This is a genomic window from Kitasatospora sp. NPDC056327 (genome assembly GCF_042261735.1).
Classification (GTDB): Bacteria; Actinomycetota; Actinomycetes; order Streptomycetales; family Streptomycetaceae; genus Kitasatospora.
Genome location: NZ_JBHJRC010000092.1, coordinates 1 through 18,957, shown reverse-complemented (window position 1 = coordinate 18,957; position 18,957 = coordinate 1). Strand labels below are relative to the sequence as shown.

Annotated in this window: 18 protein-coding genes; 3 read left to right on the top strand and 15 right to left on the bottom strand. The window is 74.4% G+C overall.

Translation table 11 applies throughout. The annotated features are described in order from the left end of the window. The first annotated feature begins 46 nt into the window (after positions 1 to 46). Positions 47 to 1,264, top strand: coding sequence for a cytochrome P450 (locus ACFCX4_RS16005; protein WP_376142745.1), 1,218 nt, complete (start codon positions 47 to 49; stop codon positions 1,262 to 1,264). Between the two features lie 4 nt (positions 1,265 to 1,268). Here ACFCX4_RS16005 and ACFCX4_RS16000 read toward each other — a convergent pair whose 3' ends face one another. Continuing rightward, a complete protein-coding gene (locus ACFCX4_RS16000) occupies positions 1,269 to 1,907 on the bottom strand; it encodes an exonuclease (RefSeq protein ID WP_376142743.1) in 639 nt (212 codons plus the stop codon). Between the two features lie 138 nt (positions 1,908 to 2,045). On the opposite strand from ACFCX4_RS16000, the gene ACFCX4_RS15995 reads away from it, so the two are divergent. After that, positions 2,046 to 2,495, top strand: a complete 450-nt coding sequence (locus ACFCX4_RS15995) for an iron chaperone (protein ID WP_376142741.1) — start codon at positions 2,046 to 2,048, stop codon at positions 2,493 to 2,495. 73 nt (positions 2,496 to 2,568) lie between these two features. Here ACFCX4_RS15995 and ACFCX4_RS15990 read toward each other — a convergent pair whose 3' ends face one another. The 14 genes from ACFCX4_RS15990 to ACFCX4_RS15925 all read right to left on the bottom strand — a co-directional run bounded on the left by ACFCX4_RS15990 (position 2,569) and on the right by ACFCX4_RS15925 (position 17,610). Next, complete coding sequence (locus tag ACFCX4_RS15990) at positions 2,569 to 4,158, bottom strand: MFS transporter (RefSeq protein WP_376142739.1); 1,590 nt, start codon at positions 4,156 to 4,158, stop codon at positions 2,569 to 2,571. Continuing rightward, positions 4,155 to 4,634 (bottom strand): type II toxin-antitoxin system RatA family toxin, encoded by a 480-nt coding sequence (locus ACFCX4_RS15985; RefSeq protein ID WP_376142737.1) that lies wholly within the window; start codon positions 4,632 to 4,634, stop codon positions 4,155 to 4,157. Before ACFCX4_RS15985 ends, ACFCX4_RS15990 begins: the two co-directional genes overlap by 4 nt. Before the next feature lie 96 nt (positions 4,635 to 4,730). Beyond that, positions 4,731 to 5,861: an acyl-CoA dehydrogenase family protein gene (locus ACFCX4_RS15980; protein ID WP_376142735.1), complete on the bottom strand. Its 1,131-nt coding sequence runs from the start codon at positions 5,859 to 5,861 to the stop codon at positions 4,731 to 4,733. Next, on the bottom strand, positions 5,848 to 6,762 hold the full coding sequence (locus ACFCX4_RS15975) for an alpha/beta fold hydrolase (protein ID WP_376142733.1): 915 nt from the start codon (positions 6,760 to 6,762) through the stop codon (positions 5,848 to 5,850). Before ACFCX4_RS15975 ends, ACFCX4_RS15980 begins: the two co-directional genes overlap by 14 nt. Then, positions 6,759 to 7,709, bottom strand: a complete 951-nt coding sequence (locus ACFCX4_RS15970) for a VlmB-like protein (protein WP_376142731.1) — start codon at positions 7,707 to 7,709, stop codon at positions 6,759 to 6,761. The genes ACFCX4_RS15975 and ACFCX4_RS15970 overlap by 4 nt, the downstream gene beginning before the upstream one ends. Before the next feature lie 23 nt (positions 7,710 to 7,732). After that, on the bottom strand, positions 7,733 to 8,707 hold the full coding sequence (locus tag ACFCX4_RS15965) for a bifunctional lysylphosphatidylglycerol flippase/synthetase MprF (RefSeq protein ID WP_376142729.1): 975 nt from the start codon (positions 8,705 to 8,707) through the stop codon (positions 7,733 to 7,735). Beyond that, the gene (locus ACFCX4_RS15960) at positions 8,704 to 9,159 is read right to left on the bottom strand and encodes a hypothetical protein (RefSeq protein ID WP_376142727.1); all 456 of its coding nucleotides are present in this window, start codon (positions 9,157 to 9,159) and stop codon (positions 8,704 to 8,706) included. Before ACFCX4_RS15960 ends, ACFCX4_RS15965 begins: the two co-directional genes overlap by 4 nt. Positions 9,160 to 9,182: 23 nt before the next feature. Continuing rightward, positions 9,183 to 10,229, bottom strand: a complete 1,047-nt coding sequence (locus tag ACFCX4_RS15955) for an SDR family oxidoreductase (protein ID WP_376142725.1) — start codon at positions 10,227 to 10,229, stop codon at positions 9,183 to 9,185. Between the two features lie 41 nt (positions 10,230 to 10,270). Beyond that, positions 10,271 to 11,530: an aspartate aminotransferase family protein gene (locus ACFCX4_RS15950; protein WP_376142723.1), complete on the bottom strand. Its 1,260-nt coding sequence runs from the start codon at positions 11,528 to 11,530 to the stop codon at positions 10,271 to 10,273. 55 nt (positions 11,531 to 11,585) lie between these two features. Continuing rightward, the gene (locus ACFCX4_RS15945) at positions 11,586 to 12,065 is read right to left on the bottom strand and encodes an SRPBCC family protein (RefSeq protein WP_376142721.1); all 480 of its coding nucleotides are present in this window, start codon (positions 12,063 to 12,065) and stop codon (positions 11,586 to 11,588) included. 556 nt (positions 12,066 to 12,621) lie between these two features. Further along, positions 12,622 to 14,097 (bottom strand): GMC family oxidoreductase N-terminal domain-containing protein, encoded by a 1,476-nt coding sequence (locus ACFCX4_RS15940; RefSeq protein ID WP_376142720.1) that lies wholly within the window; start codon positions 14,095 to 14,097, stop codon positions 12,622 to 12,624. Beyond that, the gene (locus ACFCX4_RS15935; RefSeq protein ID WP_376142718.1) at positions 14,094 to 14,645 is read right to left on the bottom strand and encodes a hypothetical protein; all 552 of its coding nucleotides are present in this window, start codon (positions 14,643 to 14,645) and stop codon (positions 14,094 to 14,096) included. Before ACFCX4_RS15935 ends, ACFCX4_RS15940 begins: the two co-directional genes overlap by 4 nt. Next, on the bottom strand, positions 14,642 to 16,060 hold the full coding sequence (locus ACFCX4_RS15930) for an aspartate aminotransferase family protein (RefSeq protein ID WP_376142716.1): 1,419 nt from the start codon (positions 16,058 to 16,060) through the stop codon (positions 14,642 to 14,644). The genes ACFCX4_RS15935 and ACFCX4_RS15930 overlap by 4 nt, the downstream gene beginning before the upstream one ends. Continuing rightward, positions 16,057 to 17,610, bottom strand: a complete 1,554-nt coding sequence (locus ACFCX4_RS15925) for an NAD(P)/FAD-dependent oxidoreductase (protein ID WP_376142714.1) — start codon at positions 17,608 to 17,610, stop codon at positions 16,057 to 16,059. The genes ACFCX4_RS15930 and ACFCX4_RS15925 overlap by 4 nt, the downstream gene beginning before the upstream one ends. A 384-nt stretch (positions 17,611 to 17,994) precedes the next feature. Between ACFCX4_RS15925 and ACFCX4_RS15920 the strand changes: the two genes are divergently transcribed. Further along, a complete protein-coding gene (locus ACFCX4_RS15920; protein ID WP_376142712.1) occupies positions 17,995 to 18,873 on the top strand; it encodes an LLM class flavin-dependent oxidoreductase in 879 nt (292 codons plus the stop codon). Positions 18,874 to 18,957: the final 84 nt, after the last annotated feature.

The following is an 18,957-nucleotide window of genomic DNA, read 5'->3' as shown; positions in this document are numbered from 1 at the left end:
GACAGTTGTCCGTGCGGGATCTGGATCAACGGGAGGGGAACCCCGGATGGACGGCGCGTCGATCATCGAGCAGCTCATGACCACCGAGGGGCGCTTCGACCCCTACCCGCTCTACACGCGGGCGCACGAACTCGGCGCCGCCGTCCCGGCCGGGCCCGGGGCGGTCCTGGTGGTCGGCCACGCCGCCGCCAACCAGGTGCTGCGCAATCCCGCCTTCGCCCTGGAGGACTCCAAGACCCTCGCCGCCGACGCGGCGGAGCTGCTCGGCCGCCCCTCCGTCGAACTGTTCAGCCGCTCGATCCTCCAGCGCAACGCCCCCGACCACGCCCGGGTCCGCTCGCTCATCGCCTCGGCGTTCAACGCCCGGCGGGTCGCCGCCCTGCGCCCGGCGGTCGAGAGCACGGTGTCCCGGCTGCTCGACGAGCTGGCCGCCCGGGGCGCCGACGGCTCGCCCGTCGACTTCATGGACGCCTTCGCCTTCCCCCTCCCGGTCGAGGTGATCTGCGAACTGCTCGGCGTCCCCGCCGCCGACCGCCACCGCTTCCGAGGCCTCGCCTCGGACCTCACCATCGCGCTGGAGCTCATCCAGGACCTCACCGAGCTGGACGCCGCCGATGCCGCGGCCCTGGAACTCTCCGCCTACTTCGCGGAGCTGGTCGCCGAGCGGCTGGCCCGGCCGACCGGCGACCTGGTCAGCGACCTCGCCCGGATCGCCGCCGACTCCCCGGACCGGATCTCCGGCGAGGAACTGCTGAGCAACCTCGTCCTGCTCCTGGTGGCCGGCTTCGAGACCACCACCAACCTCCTCGGCAACGGCCTCGCCCAGCTCTTCCGCCACCCCGGGGCCGCGGAGGGCCTGCGCACCGGCGCGCTCGACCCCTCGCTGTTCACCGACGAGGTGCTGCGCCACGACTCCCCGGTCCAGGTGACCTCCCGGATCTCCACCGGCCCGGACCTCACGGTGGCGGGCCTGCCCGCGCCGACCGGGACCGTGGTGTTCGTCATGCTGGGCGCGGCCAACCACGACCCGGCCCGCTACCGGCGCCCGGACCTCTTCGACCCGACCCGCACCGACAGCCAGCCGCTCAGCTTCGGCGGCGGGGCGCACTTCTGCCTCGGCAGCCAACTCGCCCGGCTGGAGGCCGACATCGCCGCACCCGCCCTCCTCGACCGGTTCCCCCGGCTCGCCCCGGGCGGCGTGCCCACCCGCCGCGACCGCCTCGTCCTGCGCGGCTACGAGACGCTCCCGATCACCGTCCGCTGAGCCGTCACGCCGGCTCCGGCCCGCCCCACTCCATCAGGTTCGCGAAGAGCACCGCCTGCTCCCGTGCGTCGTCGAGGGCGTGGTGGGTGTGGGGCAGGTCGGGCAGCAGTCCCGGCGGCATCGAGCGCTTGCCGATCCCGGCGAACGGGACGCCCGCCCGCGCCGCGTAGAGCGTCTTCACGTCCAGGCACCCCGAGTGCCCGAACGGGCTGGAGCCGGTGAACCGGACCAGGTACCAGTGGACGAACTGCCAGTCGAAGACGGCCGGATAGCCCACCATCACCGGCCGGTACCGCCGCCCGTCCGGGCCGGTCCGCAGCTGCTCCAGCCAGCGGGTGAACTGCCCCATGGCGACGGCCGGATCGGTGCCGCCGGCGAGCAGCGCGGCCCGGTCCAGCCCCGAGACGGCCAGCGCCTCGGGCACCCAGTCGTCGGAGACCGGCCGCAGCTCCCGGTAGAACCCGGCCGCCCCGCCGTCCGGCGCCCGCCGGAACCCGTCCGCGTCGTGCCGGCCGGCCACCACCGCGCCGAGGCTCAGCATCGAGTACGGCCCGGGGATCGGCCCGTCCGCCTCGACGTCCACCGACACGTACACCGTCGGCGTGACCTTGCCGGCCGCCCCCGTACCGCTCCGCTTCCCCATGCCCCTCAGTCTCGCCCCCGGGGGCCGGCCCCGACCACCGGGTTTCGCCGCCGACCGGTCAGTTCTGGAGAAGCCACCGGGGAGGCCCGCCCGCCATCATGGAAACGTCCTGATCGACCAACGGGGAAGGACCCACCCATGAACGCCCGGACCACCGAGAAGTTCGACGGTTTCACCGAGGACGAGCGCGCGGCGATGAAGGAGCACGCCAAGGAGCTGAGGACGGCCGCGCGCCGCAGCTCCCGGACCGCCAAGGCCGACGCCGAGCAGGACGTGCTCGCGAAGATCGCCGAGATGGAGCCCGCCGACCGCGCCCTCGCCGAGCGGGTGCACGAGATCGTCCGGGCCGCCGCCCCGGCGCTGGCCCCCAGGCTCTGGTACGGCATGCCCGCCTACGCCAAGGACGGCAAGGTGCTCTGCTTCTTCCAGAGCGCCCAGAAGTTCAAGTCCCGCTACGCCACCCTCGGCTTCAGCGACGTCGCCGTCCTCGACGACGGCGACCTGTGGCCGACCACCTTCGCCCTCGCCGCCCTCACCCCCGAGACCGAGTCCCGCATCACCGCCCTCGTCACCAGGGCCACCGCCTGAACCCCGGCCCTTGCACGGTCCGGTCCGAGGGGTGGCTCCGGTGACGAGGGCGGGGCCCAGCCGGGGAGCTTTCCTAGGCCGGGACGTCCGCAGGGGCGGGGTCCGGGGGGTTGCCGTCGTTCCGCCGCCGCAGCAGGAGGGCGGCCGCGACGGCGGCCAGGGCCGCGCCTGCCGCCGCGACCAGGACCGCCGTGTGCAGCCCGTCCGCCATCAGGTCGCCCGCCGAGCGCAGCACGATCCGCCGGACGTCGTCCGGCAGCGCGGCGGTGCCGGCGGACTGCCCGTGTTCGATGGCGTCGGCCATCTCCGCGCGGGCGGACGCCGGCAGCGGGAGGGTGACCAGCACGTCCGGCAGGCCGGCGTGCAGCCGCTGCTGGACCAGGGTGCCGGAGAGGGCCACCCCGAAGACGGCACCGACCTGACGGCAGGTCTGGGACATCCCCGAGGCGACGCCCGCCCGGTCCGGTGGCACCGCCGACAGGAGCGCCACCGTGGCCGGTGCCCCGACCACGGACACACCGGTGCCGATCAGGACCAGCGGCCACCAGTACGTGCCGAAGCCGCTGCGGGCCTCCAGGCCCGCCAGACCCACGAATCCCGCGACCGTCACCAGGGAACCGGCGACGACCGCGGTCCGGGTCCCCAGCCGGGCCGCCACGGCGGGCGCGAGCAGCGAGGCCACCGTGATGGAGGCGGTCAGCGCCAGCAGGCGGAGGCCGGTCTGCACGGGGGTGAGCCCGTTCACCTGCTGCAGGAACAGCGTGAGCAGGAAGATGACCCCGTACAGGCCGAAGAAGCCGAAGAAGTTCACCGAGCAGGTCATCAGCACGACCCGGTGGCGCAGCAGGGCCGGCGGCAGCATGGGGGACGAGGTCCGGCTCTCCCAGCGCAGGTATCCGGCGAGGACCAGCACCGAGCCGGCGAGCAGGCCCACGATCAGGGGTGATCCCCAGCCCTTCGGGCCGGCCTCGATCAGGGCGTAGGCCATCGCCCCGATGCCGGTGACGAAGAGCAGCTGACCGGTCCAGTCGGCCTTCCGGCCGCCCGCCGCCCCGCCCGCCGCCCCGCCCGCCGCCCGGCCCGTGCCGAGCGGCAGCGACCAGCTCAGGGCCCCCAGGGCGAGCAGCCCGATCGGCAGGTTGATCCAGAAGATGCTCTGCCAGGAGTGGGCGTCCACCAGCAGACCGCCGACGATCGGGCCCGCGGCCAGGGCGATGCCGCCCGACCCGGCCCAGGTCGCCACCGCGGTGGCCCGTGCCCGCTCCTCGGTGTAGAGCTGCCGGATCAGGGAGAGCGACACGGTGATCATGACGGCACCGAAGACGCCCTGCACGGCTCTGGCCGCCAGCAGCGCCCCGATGCCGGTGGACAGGGCGCAGGCCACCGACGCGGCCGTGAAGCCGGCCAGGCCGGCCAGGAAGACCCGGCCGCGCCCCAGGGCGTCGCCGAGCGTGCCGGCGGTGAGCAGGAAGCAGGCGAAGGCGAGGGTGTAGATGTCGAACACCCACTGGAGGGCGGAGACCCCGATGCCCATCTTCTCCTGCATGTCGGGGAGGGCCACCCCCACGACGGTGCTGTCCAGGTACACCATGACGACGCCGGCGCAGATGAGCGCCAGGCGCAGCGGGCGCGGGCCACGCCCCTGCGGCGCCCCGGCCGTCATGAGCCGACGACGGCGGTGTCCCGGTGGCTGCTGGTGATCTCGATCCCCTCTCCCAGCAGACCGCGCAGGATGAGCCCGATGCTGTCGATCAGGGCGCGCATGGCGACCGGGTTGATGATCGGTTCCAGGCTGGGGATGCCCATGTCGAACTCGCAGGAGAAGAGCACCACGGAGTCCTCGCCGGCCGGCCGGACGTCCCAGGCCCCGACGAACCGGGCGAAGTCCCCGGTGAGCTGCTCGAAGGTGATCCTCCGGGCGGCGGGGTCGATCACGTCCCGTTCGGTCCAGCGCAGGACGCCGCTGCGGAAGTTCACCGCCCAGGCGGAGTCGACGGTGCCCTCCCGGTCGGCGGTCACCGTGACCTCGCGCACGGCGTCGGTGTGGTCGGCGTAGCGCTCGAAGTCGCGGATGCGGTCGAACACCTCGTCCGCGTCCCGAGCGGGGAGCAGCGCCTCGACACGTATCAAGCAGGGCATTGCGGGTTCCTTCCGGGGAGTCGAGAGGGCAGTGAGTCGAGAGGGCAGTGAGTCGAGAGGCCCGGACGCCGGGGGAGTGCCCGGCGGCGGGTCGGTTCAGCCGAGGACCAGCGGTCCGCCGGCGTAGGCCGCGCAGATCGCCGGTCCGGACCAGGCGCGCGACGGCGGGTGGAACTTCAGGGCGGCCGTGCAGGCGGCCAGGTAGGAGGTCTCGTCCCCGGAGACGTAGGACATGCCGCCGAGCGCCTCCAGGCAGCGCGGCACCACCCGGTCGATGGCGTCCTGCGCCGAGAACCGGACCACCAGTGCCTGGAGCAGTTCGGCCTGCCCGACGGGGCCGTCGCCGTCGAGCGGCGCCGCGGCGCCGACGACGGCACCCATCGCGGCCTGCAGCTCCACCAGGATCCGGGCCCGCTCGGCGGGGTCGGTCCGCTCCCGGGCGAGCACCCGTTCGGCCAGGGCGTCGGCCATGCCCAGGTACGAGGCCGCCATCATCAGCTCGAACCAGACGAAGCCGACGGTCTGGATCCGGTCCAGGCTGCCGTCCTCGCCGAGCTCGGTGCGGACCACCATGTCGGCCGGCACCCGGACGTCCTTGAGCCGCACCTCGTCGCTCTCGGCGCCGGCCAGCGCGGCGGTGCCCCAGAACGGGTGGACGGAGACGCCGGGGCTGTCGGCGGACACCAGCGCCACGGCCAGCCGCGGGCCGCTGTCGGTTTCGAGCGTCACGGAGGCGGTCAGCAGGTCCATCGACGCGGACAGGCTGCAGGGCTTCTTGGAGCCGTTGAGGACGATGTCGTCGCCGTCCTGGCGGGCCGTGATGGAGGAGGCCAGGATCGACTGCCCCGACCTGCCCTCGGCGAACCCGGAGGCCATCAGCAGGTTCTGGTCGGCGACGGCCTCCAGCAGCATCCACTCCAGACCCCCGGTGGCCTCGTAGGCCTGGATCAGGCCCGCGACCGAGAAGTGGTGCATGGTGGTGGCCACCGCCAGGGACGGGCTGCGGGAGGCCAGGGCCCGCTGCAGCCGCACGGCCTGCACGGCGGTCGCTCCCAGGCCGCGGTGCTCCCCGGGCACCACGAGCCCGGGGCCGCCCGCCTCCCTGAACAGGGCCAGGGCGGGCCCCTGCGGGCGCTCCCGCTCCGCCTGCGGGAGCGCGGCCAGCCGGCCGTCCAGCCCGGGCAGGAACGTCTCCAGGGTCTCGCGCTCCGGCTCAAGGAACCGCATGGCCACCTCCGGCGGGCGCGTGCCAGGGTTCGCCCGCGAGTGTGCTGTGGATCCAACGGCCGATCTCCCTGGCGATCGGCTCGGGCCGGTTGGCCCAGGCGGTGTGGCCGAGCGGTTCGGCGTGGTGCCAGCGGGCGAGGCCGGCGTCCGGCATCAGGGCGCAGAGGGCGTCCACCGCGCTCCGCGGGGCCAGCCGGTCGTTGCCGACCGACACCGCCAGCACGGGCAGCCGGAGGGCCGCGATCCGCCGTTCCCAGTCGACGTCGGCGCCGGCCGGGCGGAACCGGCCCGACCGGGCCGCCCGGGCCCAGTCGCCGACCAGGACCCTGGACTGGCGCCCGGCGAAGCCGAGGACGTCTCCGGGCCAGTAGCCGCGCAGCCGGGCGACGGCCGCCATGGTGCCGGTGCCCAGGAGCGGGATCAGCGCGGTCGCGCCCGGAAAGCTCCGGTAGTGCGGTGTGCCCGCCGCGACCAGCAGGATCCCGTCCAGGCCGGCCGGATTCCCGGCCGCGTACATCAGGCCGATCTGCCCGCCGAGGCTGTGCCCCAGCAGGAACACCGGGCTGCCCGGCGATCGGCTCCGGAGGGCGGTGAACACGGCGGGGTAGTCGACGGTGGCGAGCTCGTGGTAGCCGTACCGGGCCGAGGAGTCCGGTACGGGGCGGCTGTCGCCCTGGCCGCGCAGGTCGACGACCGCCACGCCCGGCCCGTGCGCGGCCAGCGCCCCGGCGAAGCGCCGGTAGAACCGGGCCCGCACGCCGAGCGCGGGCCAGAGGACGACCAGCGGGGCCCCGGCCGGGGCGGGCCGGTGGAACACGGCCAGTTCGGCGCCGCCCGGCAGCGGCACCGTCAGCCGCTCGGCCGGGGCGTCCGCCGCCGGAGGTTCCGGCCGGCCGGTCACCCGGCCATCCCCATGTAGGCCAGCCGGGCGGCCTGGGTCTGCGCGGCCCACTCCAGGGCGGTGGCCATCCGCTCGTCCGGGGTGCTGTCCAGCAGCCGGCGGCCCGGCCAGATCTCGTGGTCGCCGATGACGTCGGCGATGCCCCGGATGCCCTCCTGGAACAGTTCCTCCCGGTGCTTCAGCACGGCGAGGACCGGCAGGGTGGCCCACAGCTCGTTGCCGCGCCGGACGACGTCCGCCAGGTGCTCCCCGAGCGAGGGGTCCCGCTCCAGGTGCCGCTTGACGATCTCGCTGCCGACGGTCAGGTGCCGGATCTCGTCGATGCCCGCCCCCCGCTCCACGCTCGCCGCCGCGGGGTCGACGATCCTCCACTTGTGCTCGCTGAGCTCGCCGGTGGGCGCCAGGATCCCCTCGACCAGGATGGTCAGGACCGCGACCCCGGAGACGAAGGGGTGCGGCCCGTTCATCACCTCCAGGCCGAACTCCTCCAGCGGGTCGAGCACGCCGCGCCGGTGCTCGCCCGTGTACTCCTCGACGACGTCGTCGAGTTCCGCCGCGGGAACACCGACCTCCAGCATGTGCGCGCGGAACGCCTGGGCGTGCCGGGCCTCGTCGATGAGCTGGGTGGCGAAGAACTCCATGGACTTGACGTCCGGAGCGGTCTGGACGAGGGAGGTGATGGCCCGGGCGGCCTTGTCCTCGGCGACGGACCGGAAGGAGAACTCGGTGAGCAGCGCGTCGCGCAGCGGTCCGGGCTCACGCATGTGACCGGGCGTCACGGCGTCCGGCCGGTGGCCGTTGACCAGCCCCCGGAGGGTGCCCTGGGCGACGTTGGCGATCCAGTAGTCCAGATCGCACTGCTCGGGGCCGAGCCTGAGCTCCCGGGCCCCCTCCAGCACGCCGGGGGCCAGGTCCCAGTCCGTCTCGGGGGCGGTGTTCGTCGTCATCCTGTGGTCCTCACGGTGGTCGGTCAGATGGCGTTGGTGATGCGGAACAGCTGCCAGAGGGAGGACGGCCGGGGGCCGCCCCTGAAGGCCACGTACTCGGGTTCGATCACCTGCGGCGCCCACTTGAGCTTGAACGCCTGCTGGGACCGGGCCGGATAGACGAAGGTGCCCCGCTCGGCGATCAGCCGCACCGCGCGGCCGAGCAGCGGGCTGGCGTTGGCGGCCTCGGCGCCGAGCCCCGCGAACGGGGTCAGCCCCAGGTGGAGCCACCCGGCGCCCTCCTCGGTGAACGTCCGCAGGGCCGCGACGTTGAGCAGCTCGATCGTGCCGACCGACGCCTGCGGGGTGCGCCTGGTCAGGTCGTACAGCCAGCCGGGGCGGCTGCCGTACGACGGCGAGTAGGAGACGTAGCCGATCACGGCGCCGTCCCGCTCGGCGACGAACAGCCGCCGGTGCGGGACCCCGCGGCCGGTGCGCTCGCCCACCAGGAAGGTCATCCGCTTGACGTGCCGGCCCTTGTCCCGCAGCCAGCTGCGGTCGATCTCGTCCAGCTCCGGCGGCGGGTCGGCGGCCGGCACCTCGCGGACCGTGACGCCCTCCCGTCCGGCCCGGGCCGTGTTCTGCCGGATCTTGGCCAGCGCCTTGCCCTTCAGCGAGAAGCGGGCCAGGTCGATGCTGTAGGAGCTGCCCAGCTGGTTGACCGTCCAGCCCCGTCCGGTGAACACGTCCAGGTCCGCGGCCCGGACCTGTGCGGCCACCAGCCGGCGGCGGCCGACGACCCGCTGCTGGAACTCGGCCAGCAGGGCGGCGCGGTGCTCGGCGGGCGCGAACGGCCCGCCGAAGGTGAACACGGTGCCCCCGCGCCGCCGGTGGGCGATGACACCCGGCACGGACGCGGACGTGAAGTGCTCGACACCGTCGTTGTAGGCGAGGAACCCGCTGGGGTGATCGGCGTACGCGCAGATGCTCTCCAGCGCGTCCGGCCGGGTGGCCGTCATGCGGCGTGCACCTCCGCCCCCCGTGCGGCGCGGAAAGCCTTCTGACGGCCCGTCACGAAGTGCTCGAAGGGCTCGTCGACGGGCTTGGCGTAGTTCCCCAGCAGGCCGCGGTCGCCGAACAGGTGCAGCGGGACGACCAGCAGCGCCCACTCCGGACCGACCAGCCAGGCCCACAGCAGGACCACCGCGCCGGCGGAGAGCCAGGTGTGCATGACGTTGTACAGGACGTGGAACACCGGGTGGATCCGCCCGTCCCTGGACAGCGTGTAGGCGATCAGGCCCGGGATGTAGCCGATGAGGTCGATGTAGGCGAACAGCAGGATCGCCGGTCCCCAGCGCACCTCGTCCACGTGCCACAGAAAGGCGACGGCGGCCACGGCGAAGACGCCGAGGTACTCCGCCCGCGTGGTCCGGTAGTTCTGCCGGTGCCCGAAGGCTTGCTCCGCGCTCATGGTTCCTTCCAGTGCTCGGGCGGTCAGGCCGTGGCGTAGACGTCGTACCGGTCCCGGATCATGTGGCGGAGCGAGGCCCGCCACGCCCGCTCGCTGGCGCCGACGTCCGCCGCCGGCTCGCAGCCGGGGATCTCGGTCAGCGAGCTGGGGATCGGGTGCTCGTGGAAGAGCACGGCGGACACGTCCAGCAGCCGGTCGAGCCGGGTCTGCGCCCAGCCCGGCACCACGTCGAAGAACGCCGGGCGCACCAGGCGTTCCACGATGTCCGGGGCGAGCACCCGCAGGGGGTTGACCGTGATGCCCTGGGCGGCGGCCTCCTCGATGATCACCTCGGTCAGCCGGTTGGAGGTGAGCGCGTGGGGCCCGCTGCTGATCCAGTACTCGCCGTCCCGCACGTCCCGGTCCAGCAGCGTGACGATCGCGCGGGCCACCAGGTCCCGCGGGACGAAGTCGACGTAGCCCGCGGGGTCCCCGGGCACGAACGGCAGCCGGTTGCGCAGCACGTTGTGGGCGAAGGTGTGCAGCCCCTGCGCCTCGGAGATCTCCCCGGTGACGGAGTCCCCGATGATGATCGACGGCCGTACGATCACCGCCTGCGCGCCGCTCTCCCGGACGATCCGCTCGCCGGCCACCTTGGACGTCACGTACAGCGACGGACTGCTGCCGGCCCGGCCGCTCCGGTCCCCGCCCGCCGCCCGGATCTCCTCCGCGCGCGCGACGTACGCCGTGCTGACGTGGACCAGGGGCGCTCCCGCGTCGAGGGCGAACCGCGAGATCCCGCGCGCGCCCTGCACGTTGAGGGCCTCCAGCTCCTCCGCGGTGCTGCTGAACTTCACCGAGCCCGCGGCGTGGATCACGGCGTCCACCTCTTCGCAGAGCTCGCGGTAGACGGCCCCGTCCAGCCCCAGCAGGGGCCGCGAGATGTCGCCGTACAGCACCTCGTCGCAGCCGGCCGGGGGTTTTCGGTGGGCCAGGGCGATGACGCGGTGATGTCTCAGCTGCGGTACGAGCGCGGTGCCGAGAACGCCGGATCCGCCGGTGAGCAGGACGGTCCTGCCGGGTGGTGCCATGGTCGTGGTCCTCCGGGGCTGTCGGGTGGACTGGACGGGTCTCAGAACCTCTTCGCCATGGCCGACAGCGCACCGTCCACTGCCTCCAGCAGCCGGGCCTCCTCGTCGGGGGTGATCACGGCGGGCGGGGTGAGGCGCACCACCGGGTGCGCGTTGAGCGAGTGGTTGACCACCACGTGACGGTCGACCAGTTCCAGCAGCAGTTCCCCGGCCTGGCTGGCGTCGACGAGCTCGATCCCGATGAGCAGGCCGGCGCCGCGCACCTCGCGGACCAGGTGCGGGGCCCGGTCGGCGGCGAGGGCGCGCAGCGCCTCCAGCAGCCGGGCGCCCGTCGCGGCGGCCCGCCCGACCAGTCCCTCGTCGCGGATCACCTCGACGGTGGCGCGTGCGGCGGCCATCGCGATCGGCGCCCCCGAGTAGGTGGACGTGTGCAGGAAGGGATCGGCGTCGAAGGGCGCGAACGCCTCCGGGGTGGCCAGTGCGGCCGACACCGGGACCACGCCCCCGGAGAGCGCCTTGCCGATCAGCAGGACGTCCGGCCGTACCTCCGCGAGGTCGCAGCCCCACCAGGCGCCCAGCCGTCCGAGCCCGGTCATCACCTCGTCGACCACCAGGAAGGCGCCGTGCTCCCGGCACAGCGCCGCCACCTCCTTGAGGTAGCCGGGCGGCGGCACGATCACGCCGGCCTCGCTCTGCACCGGTTCGAGCACGACGCAGGCCTCGCCGTCGCCCGTTCCGAGGACGGCGGCGAGCGCCGCGGTGTCACCGAAGGGGACGTGTTCCACGAGGGGCAGCAGCGGCCGGAAGGGATCCTGGTAGAAGGACTTCGCGGTCAGGGAGAGGGCGCCGACGGTCTTGCCGTGGTAGCCGTTCTCCATCGAGATCAGCCGGCGCTTGCCGTGGGCCCTGGCCAGCTTGATCGCCGTCTCGGTGGCCTCGGTGCCGGAGCCGGCGAAGTGGACCCGGTCGAGCCCGGCGGGTGCGACCGAGGTCAGTGCCCGGGCGGCGAGTCCGACGGCCGGGTCGAGGAAGAGCCGGGTGGAGAGGGCCTGCCGCGCCGCCTGCTCCTGGACCGCCGCGACGATGCGCGGGTGCCCGGCTCCGGTGAAGAACACGCCGTAGCCACCGCAGTTGAGGAACTCCCGGCCGTCGGTGGTGGTGACGAGGCTGCCCGACGCGGACTGCTCGACGAGGCTGCCGAACATCGCGGCGAGCTGACTGCGGCCCCTGCTCAGATGCGCGCGGTGGAGGGCGACCGCCTCGTCGGCGGAAGCGTCGGCGGCCGGCGCGGACGTGTTCATTCCGGGATCCTCCTGAGGGAAGGCGGCTCGTGGTTCGCCGCGCGGGAACGGGGGTTCAGGTTCGCTCCACGGAGATCCGGAGCCTGGTCAGCGTGGTGCGCATGCCCTCCCGGTTGGCCGCGGGGCGGCGTTCCGGCGGGGTTCCCGTGAAGACCAGGCCGAGGAACCGGGCGACCGGGGCGCTGCGGCCGGACCGCAGGTCCTCCCAGTACTCGGTCACCAGGCAGCCGTCGTCCCGGTCCTCGAAGCGGTAGCCCCACAGTGCGACCGGCATGCCGAACGTGCTGACCGTGAAGGCGAATTCGCGTGCCTCCTCGGCGCGTACGACGGTGCACGAGGTGAACCAGAACCAGAGCCGCCGGCGGTTCCAGCCGATGAACCGCGTCCCCGTCACGAACCGCGGGCTCCGGGACCAGACGCCCACGCACTCGGGGCTCCACTCACCCATCCGCCGGACGTCGCTCACCGCGCGGTAGACGGCCTCCGCGGAGGCCGTGACGAGGACCTTCTCTTCGACTCGCGGTGGATGGCTCATCGGCGCTCCAAGACGGACACGGGAGGTGTCGCTGTCGAATCGGGAATCAACCGGATCTGTTCACCAGGACGCTGACCATGGGGAGTTGCACGTTTGAGGGTTGCTCTGCAGGGGGAAGCCGGATGCACCGAGCGAGGTGTCGGCCCGAAGCGGAGGTTCGGGTCGTGGTCCCTGCGGCGGAGATCACGATGCCAACTGTGGCGTGCGCGGTTCAAGGGGCTATCCCGCCAACATGGGGGCACCGCCGACGGGCGCCGATGCCCGCGGCGGTGTGCGGACCGCGGGCCGGACGGCGGACGGAACGTGAACCGAAGGGCTGAATCCGGCCCTTGCGCGCCCGGCCGGACGTCCCCGCCCCTCCTCCGGCGCCGGGGACGGGAGCCGCCCCCCGCGGCGGAACGGGCCGCGATCCGCCCGCCGCGCCGGGCCGGGCATCCGCAGCCGCCGGGCCGGGGACCCGCCGCCGGGCCGTCCGGCGGCCTGAGGGGACGACGGCGTGCCGGCCCGGCCGAACGGTGCCGCGCCGAACGGCGTTCGCGCAGGCCGCAGGAGCCCCCTACCGCTCGGACCGCGGTCCGCCGCGCTGGTCCAGGTACCGGGCCGTCATCAGGTGGGAGAAGCCCATCACGGTCTCCTGCGGGCTGATCCCGGTCGCACCCGGCAGCACGCTCGCGTCGCACAGCCGCAGGTTCGTGAAGCCGTGCGGGCGGCCCTGCGCGTCGCACACTCCGCCCAGGGCGGGCGGGCCCATCCGGCAGGACGCCATGGCGTGGACGGAGATCAGGTCCCAGTTCTCGGGCCGGCCGTGCAGCGCGAAGCCGGCCGCCTGCGCGGCGCTGGTCAGGCCGGTGGGCGCGGGCGGCAGCAGTTCCACCGCGCCCGCCTCCAGCAGGAGTTCGGCGGTGAGCCGGAACGCGGAGCGGAGGAGGTCCCGGTCGCCCCCGGTCAGGCGGTGCCGCAGGACCGCGCCGAGCCCGGGTACCGCCAGCAGCCGCGCGGTGCCCCGGACGCTCACCTGGGTCGTGTAGACCGCGACCCGGTCCAGACTGTCCAGCATCCGGTCGACGGTTCCGGCGGGGTGGGCGGCCAGCGCCGCGGCGAGCGACCCCGGGGTGAGGTTCGCGGGCATCACCCGCACGCCCAGGTCGGCGAACTCCTGAAGCTGCGCGGTGAAGATGGTGCCCTCGCCGGCCCGGACGGGTTCGTCGAACCGCGCCACCGTACGGAAGTTGACGTGGAACGCGATGGCCCGGCCCGGTCCGCGCCCGCCGATGCCGCTGCGCCGCAGCAGCAGCGCGCTGCCCATCGGTCCCGCCGCCAGGAACACCGTCCGCGGGAGGTAGCGCAGCCGCCGGCCGTCGCGCAGGGCGAGCACGGCGGTGACCCGGGTGCCGTCGTGTTCGAGCCGGACCACCCGGGTGTCGGGCTCGATCACCGCCGCGAGCCGCTCGGCGGCCGGCAGGTAGCTCACCAGCATGCTCTGCTTGGCCCCGGTGGGGCAGCCGGTGACGCACCGGTTGGCGTGGCGGCAGCCGCGCACCGCCCGGCGGGCCGGCGCCCAGTGCCAGCCGAGCCGGTCGGCCGCCCGGGCGAGCAGGACCGAGTCGTGGTTCCCCGCTCCGTGCGGCTGGTCGACGACTCCGAGGCGCCGCTCCACCTGGGCCAGGTGGGGGGCGAGGTGGTGGGCCCGGAAGCCGTCGACGCCGGCGGACGCCCAGCGTTCCAGCAGCCGTTCGGAGGGACGCCAGAGCAGCCCTCCGTTGACCACGGTGGTTCCGCCGACGCAACGCCCCTCCCCGAAGGGGATGGTGGGGGCGCCGTGGATGGGCACCAGGCCGCCCTGGCGGTAGAGCAGACGCAGGTTCTCCGCGGGGGACGCCCGGGTGATCCGTTCCTGCGGGACGAGCGGGCCCTCCTCCAGGACCCGCACCTCCCGGCCCGCGCCGGCGAGTTCCAGGGCCGCGGCGCTTCCTCCGGCGCCCGAGCCGATCACCAGGGCGTCGCAGCGGACGGTGCGGACGGTGCCGGTCATCGGAGCCCCCGCCGGGGCGCGGCGGCGGGGCCGCCCGGGGTGCCGTCCGGCACGCCGGACGGAGTGGGGCCCGGGGTGCCGTCCAGGGCGCCGTGCAGGGCCAGCGCGAGGCTCACCCTGAGCAGTTCGGCGCAGCCGGGCACCGCGGAGAGCCGGTCGGCGACCAGCCGCGGACGGCCCCGGTCCGCGCCGCCCCGGTCCGCGCCGCTCCGTCGCGCGCCGCTCCGTCGCGCGCTGACCCGGACCGCGGTGGCCCGGACCGCGCCCGGCGGGTCCGCGAGGAGGACGGCGACCGGGAACACCCGCATCAGCAGGGCGAACACCAGACGGTACGGCTTCGGCAGCGCGGCCAGGGTGGCGGCGGTGTGCCGGACCGCGGCGGCCCGGCGGGACGGTTCCGACAGCGCCGTGCAGCGGCCCTCCCAGAGCGGCGGCAGCCCGGCGGAGCGCACGCGTCGTTCCCAGCCCCGCAGCCGACGCCGCTCCCGCGCGGTACGGAACCCCGCGGCGGGCGGTGCGGTGCGGGCCCCGGCGACCGGGGAGGTCATGCGGTGACCTTCTCCCGGACTAGGCCCGCGAGGAGGCGGGGCAGCCCCCTGGCCAGGACCGCGTCCAGGGCCGCCAGGAAGAGGTCGACGTCGGAGTCCTCGGCCACCATGGGCGGCGCGGCGATCAGCGGGAGGTCGTGGTTGGAGCCGTAGTAGGTGAGCACGCCGTGGTCGCGGTAGAGGGCGGCGACGACCGCGGCGGTGACCAGCTTGGCCCCGGCCTGCGGGTCGCGCGCGAACGAGGACGGCAGCAGCCGCAGCGCCTGGTCGAGGGCGGCCGGACCGTGGCGCAGCACGACGCCCTGGAGGGCACCGGCGCCGCGCACCTCCGCGATCAGGTGGGGGTGGGCGGCGGCGAGGGCGGTCAGGCCCCGGTGCAGCCGCTCGCCGAGCCGCCGCGACCTGGCGGGGTAGTCGTCCTCGACCGCGATCGCCACGGCCTCCAGCGCGGTGACCGTCTCCTCCCCGAACGCGTAGTAGGTGGTGCTGTGCAGGGTGGCGTCGGGGAGCGAGTCGTAGGCCCGGCGGAAGACGGGCTCCCTGGCCACGTAGCCGGAGATGGACGACTTGCCGCCGCCGAAGGACTTGGAGGTGGTCACCACGTCCGGGAGCAGGCCCCGGTGGCGCATGAAGTGGAAGAGCGAACCGGTCCGGCCCCAGGAGGTGTAGACCTCATCGAAGATCAGCACGATGTCGTGCTCGGTGCACAGCCGGCGCGCCTCGCGCAGGAACTCCTCCGAGCACTCCCGGAGACTGGAGGCGCTGAACGGTTCCAGGACCAGCGCGTAGACGTCGCTCCCGCCCTCGGGCGCGGTGTGCCGTTCCAGGGCCAGTTCCAGGGAGCGCAGGTCGTCGAAGGCGAAGCTGTCCGTGCCGGGGATCCGCGGGAACGAGAAGTGCACCTCCGGCGAGCCGGTCAGGCTTCCGGCGCCGAGCAGCTTGCCGTGGAAGGCGATGTCGGTGTGCAGCACGGTGCCGCGGTGGCCGCGGTGGTACTTGTAGGCCATCTTGAGGGCGCCCTCGACGGCCTCCGCGCCCGAGTTGGGGAAGTAGCTGACGTCGAGGTCCCCGGGCAGCAGTTGAGCCAGGTTGTGCCCGAGCGCGGCGACGTACGGCGAGAAGTAGTTCTTGTGCACCTCCATCCGCCGCTGTTCCTGGAAGCGCCGGCGGGCGGCCAGGATGCGGGGGTGGTTGTGGCCGTGGTTCAGGACGCCGATCCCGCCGGTGAAGTCCAGGACCCGCCGTCCGTCGCGCAGGGTGATCCAGCAGCCCGAGGCGCTGTCCACGGCGTCGCGGCCGAAGCCGAAGGCGGAGAGCAGGGTCACCTGGCCCCGGCTGACATGACGGCGGTAGAGCTCGTGCACCCGGGCGATGGGCATCCGCTCGCAGTCCTCGGTGCTGATCAGGGAGTTCATGGCGTGCCCTCCTCGGGGCCGGAGCGCGGGGCCGCGCCGTGCCCGGCGCCGGGGGACCACGGACCGGGGGCGGTACGACGGACGGTGCGGTGGGCGTCCCGGTGGCTGTCGCGGTTGGTGTCGCGATGGCTTTCCCGGGTGCCGCGGCGGGCGGTGCGCATCCGGTCGGCGATCAGGCGGCCGGCGTGCCGGCCCTGCCGCACGGCGTAGTTGGTGCCCCGGTCCTGCGGGTAGACCTGCGCCATGCTGGCCAGGTAGAGCCCCGGCACGTCGGTCTCCATCGCCGGGATGCGGTCGGAGTAGCGAGGGGTGACGACCGGCTGGGCGTGGTCGGCCCGCCAGACGTGGTGGCGCCGGACCCAGTCGCGGTGGAACCGCGGGAACATCCGGCTCAGATGGGGCAGGCTGGCTTCGAACACCGCTTCGTCGTCCATCCGGTAGAGCTCGGCGCTGGTCGGGAGGTAGGCGGACAGGTAGACCAGGTGCCGCCCGGCGTACGCGCCGGAGTCCTCCAGGTTGGTGTGCTCGATGACGCCGACGTAGGGGAACGACGGATCGGTGACGTTGAGCCAGTAGGTGTCCGACAGGGACCGGTCGTTCTCCAGCACCAGGCACAGGTTGGCGAGGTAGGGGATGCCGGACAGGCGCCGCCGGACGGCGGGCAGGTCCGGGTGCGGCGGCGGTCCGCCGGCCGCGGGGGCCAGGAAGCCGGCGAGCAGGTCCGGTGCCGTGGTCGCCAGGACCCGCCGTGCGGGCAGCACACCACTCGCGGTGCGGACCCCGCACACCCCGTGGGCGTCGGTCAGCACCTGCCGCACCGGGGTGTCCGTGCAGATCCGGACCCCGAGCCCGGAGAGGTGCGAGACCCACGCGTCCAGCAGGGCGGCGCACCCACCCCGCAGGTAGTAGAGGACCTCGCGGCCGCTGTGCGACCGGCTGCCGCCGCGCAGGTGGAGCTTGGTCCACATCCAGGTGGCGCCTACCTCTTCGGCGTACTCGCCGAACTTGCCCTCCAGCAGCGGACGCCAGACCGTCTCGTAGACCCGGGGCCCGCTCAGCTCCAGCAGCCACTCGCGGGCCGTGAGGTCCTCCAGGTCCCGCCAGTGCCTCACCCGGTGGGCGCGGACCGCGGACCAGCCCAGCCGCACCCGGTCGGGCAGCGGGAGGGGGGCGAAGCGCAGCACGTCCCAGGGGCTCGACAGCCGGTACACCGAGTTGGCGTAGTAGACGCCGGTCCGGGTCCGGTGCGGTTCGAGCAGCTCGGAGCAGCCGAGTTCCGCGCACAGCCCCCGGACCTCCAGATCGGAGGAGAACCAGTGGTGGTAGAAGCGTTCGAGCCGGGCGCCCCCGACCTCGAACGACCCGGCCAGGCCGCCGACGTACGGATCGCGCTCCAGCACCCGGCAGGCCACTCCGGCCAGGGCCAGCTCGTGGGCGGCTGCCAGGCCGGTGAACCCGCCGCCGATCACCAGGACCTCGTCGCCGGTCTCCGGCGCCGGACGGGGCCCGTACCGTGGAGCGGGCCCCGGGGCCGCGCTGTGCTCGGACATCGCTGCTCCCTTCGAATCCTCCGGCGCTGTTCCGTCCGGAGGCGATGGGGATGTCGGGGAGGGGGGAGGGTGGCGTTCCGTCCCGGCGAAGGGGACACCGCCACACGGGGAGGGCATCGGAACCGCCGCAGGCGATCCGGGCTCCCAGTGGACCGTAGCACCGTGCCCGGCCGTCGGCCTGCGGAGGAGCGCCGGCCCGCCACGGACCCCGGTGACCGCCGCGGGCCCCGGTGACCGCCACGGACCCCGGTGACCTGCCGCGGGCCGCCGGCGGTGCCGTTCCGGTTGCCCCGGCCCTCGCGCGCCCCACATCATCGAGGCTGGAACCGGTCGCGCCGGCGGCCCCCGCGTCCGGCCGGGCGGCGACCAGGAAGGCGGCAACCGATGGACGCCACGCCGCAGCAGCCGCTGCGATACGCCGTCGGCCTGCCCAACCGGCGCGAGTACGCGGATCCCCGCCTGCTCCGCGAACTGGGCGGGCTGGCGGAACGGTCCGGCTGGGACGGCTTCTTCCTCTGGGACGGCCAGGTCGCGGAGCACCCGGGCGAGCGGCTCACCGACTCCTGGACCGCCCTCGCCGCGATCGCCGCCGACACCGACCGCCTGCGGCTCGGCGTCATGGTGAGCGTGCTCGCCCTCAAGCGTCCGGCCGAAGTCGCCCGCGCGACCGTCGCGTTGGACCTCCTCAGCGGCGGACGGCTGGTCTTCGGCGCCGGGCTGGGCTCGTCCGCCGCCGAGTTCCGGGCACTGGGCCAGGACCCGGACCCGCGGGTGCGCGCGGAGAAGCTCGACGAAGCCCTCCACGTCCTCGACGGACTGTGGTCGGGCCGGCCGTTCACCTTCCACGGCCGCTGGTTCACGGTCACCGACCTCACCTTCCAGCCGGTGAGCCCGCAGCGTCCCCGCATCCCGGTGTGGATCGCCGGCACCTGGCCCGCGCGGCGCCCCATGCGCCGGGCCGCGCACTGGGACGGCGTCTTCCCCACCCGGGCGGGGGTGGGCCACACCGAAATGATGCCGCCCGCCGACCTGGCGGAGGTGGTCTCCTACGCCCGCGCCCAACCGACCGGCCGGACCGGCCCGTTGGACGTCGTCATGGAGGGCCGGACGTCCGGGCTCCGGCCCGACGCCGACGCCGGGGTCGTCGCCCCGTACCGCGCCGCCGGCCTCACCTGGTGGGTGGAGAAGCTGGGCTGGTTCCGGGGCCCCCTCGAACTCGTCCGCACCCGCATCGAAGCCGGCCCCCCGTCCCCCCGCCCCTGACCACCCCGCCCCGTCCCACCGTCCCCGGGGCCCGGGGACAAGCCGGCCCGACAGCACCGCGCCCCCGCCGGGCGGCTTGCGGCC

Excerpts from the sequence above, each read along its gene's own strand:
- ACFCX4_RS16005 (WP_376142745.1), top strand. The coding sequence starts at position 47 with ATGGACGGCGCGTCGATCATCGAGCAGCTCATGACCACCGAGGGGCGC.
- ACFCX4_RS16000 (WP_376142743.1), bottom strand. The coding sequence starts at position 1,907 with ATGGGGAAGCGGAGCGGTACGGGGGCGGCCGGCAAGGTCACGCCGACG.
- ACFCX4_RS15995 (WP_376142741.1), top strand. The coding sequence starts at position 2,046 with ATGAACGCCCGGACCACCGAGAAGTTCGACGGTTTCACCGAGGACGAG.
- ACFCX4_RS15990 (WP_376142739.1), bottom strand. The coding sequence starts at position 4,158 with ATGACGGCCGGGGCGCCGCAGGGGCGTGGCCCGCGCCCGCTGCGCCTG.
- ACFCX4_RS15985 (WP_376142737.1), bottom strand. The coding sequence starts at position 4,634 with ATGCCCTGCTTGATACGTGTCGAGGCGCTGCTCCCCGCTCGGGACGCG.
- ACFCX4_RS15980 (WP_376142735.1), bottom strand. The coding sequence starts at position 5,861 with ATGCGGTTCCTTGAGCCGGAGCGCGAGACCCTGGAGACGTTCCTGCCC.
- ACFCX4_RS15970 (WP_376142731.1), bottom strand. The coding sequence starts at position 7,709 with ATGACGACGAACACCGCCCCCGAGACGGACTGGGACCTGGCCCCCGGC.
- ACFCX4_RS15965 (WP_376142729.1), bottom strand. The coding sequence starts at position 8,707 with ATGACGGCCACCCGGCCGGACGCGCTGGAGAGCATCTGCGCGTACGCC.
- ACFCX4_RS15960 (WP_376142727.1), bottom strand. The coding sequence starts at position 9,159 with ATGAGCGCGGAGCAAGCCTTCGGGCACCGGCAGAACTACCGGACCACG.
- ACFCX4_RS15955 (WP_376142725.1), bottom strand. The coding sequence starts at position 10,229 with ATGGCACCACCCGGCAGGACCGTCCTGCTCACCGGCGGATCCGGCGTT.
- ACFCX4_RS15950 (WP_376142723.1), bottom strand. The coding sequence starts at position 11,530 with ATGAACACGTCCGCGCCGGCCGCCGACGCTTCCGCCGACGAGGCGGTC.
- ACFCX4_RS15945 (WP_376142721.1), bottom strand. The coding sequence starts at position 12,065 with ATGAGCCATCCACCGCGAGTCGAAGAGAAGGTCCTCGTCACGGCCTCC.
- ACFCX4_RS15940 (WP_376142720.1), bottom strand. The coding sequence starts at position 14,097 with ATGACCGGCACCGTCCGCACCGTCCGCTGCGACGCCCTGGTGATCGGC.
- ACFCX4_RS15935 (WP_376142718.1), bottom strand. The coding sequence starts at position 14,645 with ATGACCTCCCCGGTCGCCGGGGCCCGCACCGCACCGCCCGCCGCGGGG.
- ACFCX4_RS15930 (WP_376142716.1), bottom strand. The coding sequence starts at position 16,060 with ATGAACTCCCTGATCAGCACCGAGGACTGCGAGCGGATGCCCATCGCC.
- ACFCX4_RS15925 (WP_376142714.1), bottom strand. The coding sequence starts at position 17,610 with ATGTCCGAGCACAGCGCGGCCCCGGGGCCCGCTCCACGGTACGGGCCC.
- ACFCX4_RS15920 (WP_376142712.1), top strand. The coding sequence starts at position 17,995 with ATGGACGCCACGCCGCAGCAGCCGCTGCGATACGCCGTCGGCCTGCCC.